6 protein-coding genes and 1 pseudogene are annotated in these 4,347 nt (G+C 70.3%); 5 read left to right on the top strand and 2 right to left on the bottom strand.

What is annotated here, in order from left to right; genetic code table 11:
* Positions 1 to 214, bottom strand: a pseudogene (locus tag ACWC9T_RS41010) (hypothetical protein); the annotation flags it as partial.
* 95 nt (positions 215 to 309) lie between these two features.
* Here ACWC9T_RS41010 and ACWC9T_RS41005 point away from each other — a divergent pair.
* The 4 genes from ACWC9T_RS41005 to tgmC all read left to right on the top strand — a co-directional run bounded on the left by ACWC9T_RS41005 (position 310) and on the right by tgmC (position 3,102).
* Complete coding sequence (locus tag ACWC9T_RS41005) at positions 310 to 498, top strand: hypothetical protein (protein ID WP_449826111.1); 189 nt, start codon at positions 310 to 312, stop codon at positions 496 to 498.
* A 216-nt stretch (positions 499 to 714) separates the two neighbouring features.
* On the top strand, positions 715 to 987 hold the full coding sequence (gene tgmA, locus ACWC9T_RS41000) for a putative ATP-grasp-modified RiPP (protein WP_449826110.1): 273 nt from the start codon (positions 715 to 717) through the stop codon (positions 985 to 987).
* 1 nt (position 988) lies between these two features.
* Positions 989 to 1,963, top strand: a complete 975-nt coding sequence (tgmB, locus tag ACWC9T_RS40995) for an ATP-grasp ribosomal peptide maturase (protein WP_449826109.1) — start codon at positions 989 to 991, stop codon at positions 1,961 to 1,963.
* A complete protein-coding gene (tgmC, locus tag ACWC9T_RS40990) occupies positions 1,960 to 3,102 on the top strand; it encodes an ATP-grasp peptide maturase system methyltransferase (protein ID WP_449826108.1) in 1,143 nt (380 codons plus the stop codon). Before tgmB ends, tgmC begins: the two co-directional genes overlap by 4 nt.
* A 58-nt stretch (positions 3,103 to 3,160) precedes the next feature.
* Here the strand turns inward: tgmC and ACWC9T_RS40985 are convergent, their stop codons facing one another.
* Positions 3,161 to 3,499: a hypothetical protein gene (locus tag ACWC9T_RS40985; protein ID WP_449826107.1), complete on the bottom strand. Its 339-nt coding sequence runs from the start codon at positions 3,497 to 3,499 to the stop codon at positions 3,161 to 3,163.
* A gap of 72 nt (positions 3,500 to 3,571) precedes the next feature.
* Between ACWC9T_RS40985 and ACWC9T_RS40980 the strand changes: the two genes are divergently transcribed.
* Positions 3,572 to 4,216: a DUF2461 domain-containing protein gene (locus tag ACWC9T_RS40980; RefSeq protein ID WP_449826106.1), complete on the top strand. Its 645-nt coding sequence runs from the start codon at positions 3,572 to 3,574 to the stop codon at positions 4,214 to 4,216.
* Positions 4,217 to 4,347: the final 131 nt, after the last annotated feature.

The following is a 4,347-nucleotide window of genomic DNA, read 5'->3' as shown; positions in this document are numbered from 1 at the left end:
CCCCGGCCCGCTGCCGACGGTGCGAGGGGCCGCTGGAGGCGCCGTCGGCGGACGCCTCCCTGCAGTGCGGTTGGTGCGGGGAGCCGGCGAAGCCGCCGATCCAGATGCCGACCGCGAGGCCGAGGATCACCGCCTCCCAGGACCACTCGCCGGTGATCGCCAGCCAGCCGCCGATCGGTCCCATGGCCTGGGCGAGGCCGAGGATGGCCTGGGGTCGACGGTGTCGACGCCCGGCTCTGGGTCGCGACCACCGATGCCCGCTCCTGGGCGGCTGTCGACCACGACGGCGAACAAAGCGACCGCTTCGCCGTGTGGCAGTACGGCCCGCGCCGGCTCTGGGACGAGGTCGCGGCCGCCCACCGCTGGTGGGAGGACCACGGCCGCCCGACACCCGAGCGCTTCGGGCTCACCGTCACCGCAGACAGGCAGTGGGCCTGGCTGGACCGGCCCGCCCAACCCGTCCGGGTACTCGACCACGCCCGCCTCGGCGTCACGTGACACGCGAGGCTTCCCCCGCCCCGGCCTTGGTTGAGGCCCATTCCGTCTGAGGCCGGCCCTCTCCCGTTCGGCAGGACATCGAACGGGGCGCAAGCCCACCCCGGCCGTCCCAAACCTGCACATAGCGGGACGGTCCGGGTGGGATTATGCAACTCGGCCAAATGGCCGCGCTGTTGATCCTGTCCGCACCACCATGAATCAGGAGGCGCATTACAGATGACCACCGCACCGTGGGGCACCACCCGAATGGGGCCGTACCCCGAGTCCAGCCCGATCCCCGCCCTCACGCCCGTGATCGACCCCGAAACGCAGGTCGCCGTGTTTGTGGACGAGCACGGCCGCACGGTCGAGATGGGCGCGCACGGCACCAGCACCGAGACCAGTACGCCCACGAACACGGGCGGCGGCGACGGCCAGAGCGGGCAGCAGAACGCGCCCACCGACATGGACAGCATGCCCGCTAACGACCAGGACCAGGGCACGGGCTGACATGACAGCGGATCGACACCGGGCCGCCGTCCTGGTCCTGACCAACACCTATGACGTGACAGCCGACGTGGTGCTCCACATCCTGGCCGAGCGCAGGGTCCCCGTCGTCCGGGTCGACCCTGGTGCCGATCTGCTCGGAGGTGCCCCGCTGACCGCCTACTACCGCACGGGCGAGCAGCGGGGCACCCTCCGCACGTCGAGCCGGGAACTTGACCTCACCCACGTGCGATCGGTCTGGGTCCGCCGACCCTCGCCCTACGAGGCTCCCCCGGGACTGGACGGGCACACAGCGAAGTTCGCCAGCACACAGGCGTTCTGGGGCTCCGGCGGCATCATCGCATCGCTCCCCAGGGCCCACTACGTCAATCACCCGTGGCACATCCGCAATGCGGAGTACAAGCCCGCACAGCTCGCCGTGGCGAGCCGGGCCGGGTTCCTGGTCCCGAACACGGTCATCACCACCGACCCCGACGAAGCACGTCGGTTCTGCACCGATCAACCCGGCGGTGCCGTCTACAAACCGCTGTGGGACAGCCACTACCGCACCGAGGACGGCGCCGCACAAACGGTGTGGGTACGGGAAGTCGACCCGGCCGAGATCACCGACGCCGTATCCGTCTGCCCGCACATGTTCCAGGCCAAGGTGGACAAGACGTTCGACGTACGGGTCACCGCCGTTGGCGACAGACTGTTCGGGGTCCGGATCGACAGCCCCGATCTCGACTGGCGCCACCGGCAGGACCTGATGACGTGTGCACCGATCGAGGTACCCGAGTCGGTCGCACGCACGATCGCCGCCTACCTATCCGAACTCCGTTTGGCCTTCGGTGCGTTCGACTTCACTGTGACCGCCGGTGGTGACTGGTACTTCCTTGAGTGCAACCCCAACGGCCAGTGGGCGTGGCAGCCCGCCGAAACCACTGCCGCGATCGCCCATGCCATTGCCGACCAGTTGGAGAGAGGTCCCGACTCATGAGCACATCGGCTCAGCTCCGCGCAGCCCTGGTGGACAGCCTCACTGGGGATGACAAAATCACCGACCCGGCATGGGAGGACGCTGCCAGGACGGTCCCCCGGGAGCTGTTCGTCGGATCGTTCTTCGTGCCGGTTCCGGGTAGCAACCCGACCGCCTACCGACCCGTGCACAAGGACGAGCCCGGATGGCTGGAGCGCGTCTACACGAACGAAACGCTTATCACTCAGCTCGACGGGCGGACCCGCCCCGAGGACGTGACAGACGGCACCGCGACCGGTTCCCCCTCCTCGTCGTCCACCTTGCCGTCACTGGTGCTGCGCATGTGGCACCAACTCGGCGTCGAGGCCGGTCACCGGGTGCTGGAGATCGGCACCGGAACCGGCTACTCGACCGCCCTCGGCGCACACCGGCTCGGGGCCGCCAATCTCGCCAGCATCGAATGCGACCCGGAGGTGGGCGAGGCCGCAGCCGCCGCCATCAAGGCCGCCGGGTACTCCCCCCGGCTGATCATTGGCGACGGGCTGCTCGGCGACCCGGACGGAGGCCAGTACGACCGGCTCATTGCCACCTGTTCGGTTCGCTACGTTCCGCCCCCGTGGCTGCACCAGGTGAAGCCCGGCGGCCGAATCCTGGTCACGCTGTCCGGCTGGTCCTATGGCTTCGGTCTCGCGCTGCTGGTCGTGACCGGCCCCGGAGAAGCCGCTGGCCGCTTCCTGCCCGGTTACACCAGTTTCATGATCGCCCGCCCCCACGACCGGCCGCCCCGCCAAAGCCTGTCCCTGCTTCCCGGAGACGAACGCCCGACCCGGATCGACCCCGAGATCATCGGCACGTGGACGGGCAATTGGGTCGCACAACTCGCAGCGCCCTCGGCCGAACGGATGGGAGCCGGCGGGCAGCAGATCCTCTCCGACGTGGCCACCGGCTCACAGGCCCGGACCGTGCCCAACCCGGAAGGCGGGTGGACCGTGGTTCAGCGCGGCCCGCTCCGGCTCTGGGACCAGGTGGAAAGTGCCGTCGAAGCCTGGCAGCAGGCGGGCGAGCCGCACCAGGAGGGTTTCGGGATCACCGTCTCGGGATCGGGGCAACGCGTGTGGATCGGACGCGAGGACGGGCCGGGCTGGGACCTGCCCATCTGACAACAACGGCCCGGCTCCCCCCTTCGGAGGGGCCGGGCCGTCGCGGTCGCTACGGGTCTCAGCCGCCGAGCTGGATCCCGGCCATCCGCTTCCACTCGTACTCACCGGTCTTGACCTTGAGGCCCAGCTCGCCCTCGAAGTCGTCGTGCAGGGTCAGCCCGGCCAGCTCGGCGGCCCGCCGGCCGACGGCGTAGTTCGGGGCCACCTGGTCGCCCCAGGCGCCGTCCGCGCCGACCACCACGATCCGGGTGGCCGCGGCGCCGACGTACTCGACGACCGCGTCGGCGCTGCCGCCGTGCTGCTGGGCGAAGGTGGTCAGGTGCTTGGCGATGCGCTTGGCGCGGCGCTCGGTACGGGCGTCCGGCGCGGCGGCGGTGGCGGTCGATGCGCTGCTCATGCCCGCATGCTACCCACCGGTAGACGCGCTGGCGACGGGAGCGGCCTGTGCACCGGGCCACATACTGGAGGCGTGACGTTCCGAGGCTGGCCGGCCGAGGCGCTCGACTTCTACGAGCACCTGGAGGCCGACAATTCCAAAACCTTCTGGCAGGCCCACAAGGAGCAGTACGACGACGCCGTACGGGCCCCGATGGAGCTGCTGCTCGCCGACCTGGAGCCGGAGTTCGGGCCGGGGAAGATCTACCGGCCGAACCGCGACATCCGCTTCAGCGCCGACAAGTCCCCGTACAACAAGACGCACATCGGCGCGCACCTGGAGGCCGGCGGCTACATCCAGCTCTCCGCCGACGGACTCGCCTGCGGCAACGGCATGTACCGGCTCGCCCCGGACCAGCTGGAGCGTTACCGCGCCGCCGTCGCCGAGGACGTCAGCGGCGCCGAGCTGGAGCGGGTGATCGCCGTGGTGGAGGGGGACGGCCCGCAGGTGTTCGGCCGGGACTCCCTCAAGTCCGCCCCGCGCGGCTTCCCCAAGGACCACCCGAGGATCGAGCTGCTGCGCCACAAGGGCCTGGTGGCCTGGCAGGAGTGGGCGCCCGCGAAGTGGCTGGGCAGCCGCAGCGCCTACACCCGGATCGCTGCCTTCCTGCGTGCCTCCCAACCGCTCAAGGACTGGCTGGACGGCCATGTCGGCCCCTCGGAGCTGCCCGGCCGCTGAGACGGTTCAAGAACTCGAAAGCGCCCCCGGACGCGAGCCGAAGCCGCCCTCGCCCGCCAGGGCCGCTACCAGCAAGTCCGCGACAACCTGCGCGTCAAGGAGGTCAAGCTCGACCAGGCTCCCGGCCGGCG

It is taken from the genome of Kitasatospora sp. NPDC001159, from assembly GCF_053598235.1.
Note: the sequence above shows the minus strand (reverse complement) of the source record. Positions and strands in the feature narration are given on the sequence as shown.

Bases quoted from the DNA above. Each gene is read 5' to 3' on its own strand.
- tgmB (WP_449826109.1), top strand. From the start codon at position 989: ATGACAGCGGATCGACACCGGGCCGCCGTCCTGGTCCTGACCAACACC.
- ACWC9T_RS40985 (WP_449826107.1), bottom strand. From the start codon at position 3,499: ATGAGCAGCGCATCGACCGCCACCGCCGCCGCGCCGGACGCCCGTACC.
- tgmA (WP_449826110.1), top strand. From the start codon at position 715: ATGACCACCGCACCGTGGGGCACCACCCGAATGGGGCCGTACCCCGAG.
- tgmC (WP_449826108.1), top strand. From the start codon at position 1,960: ATGAGCACATCGGCTCAGCTCCGCGCAGCCCTGGTGGACAGCCTCACT.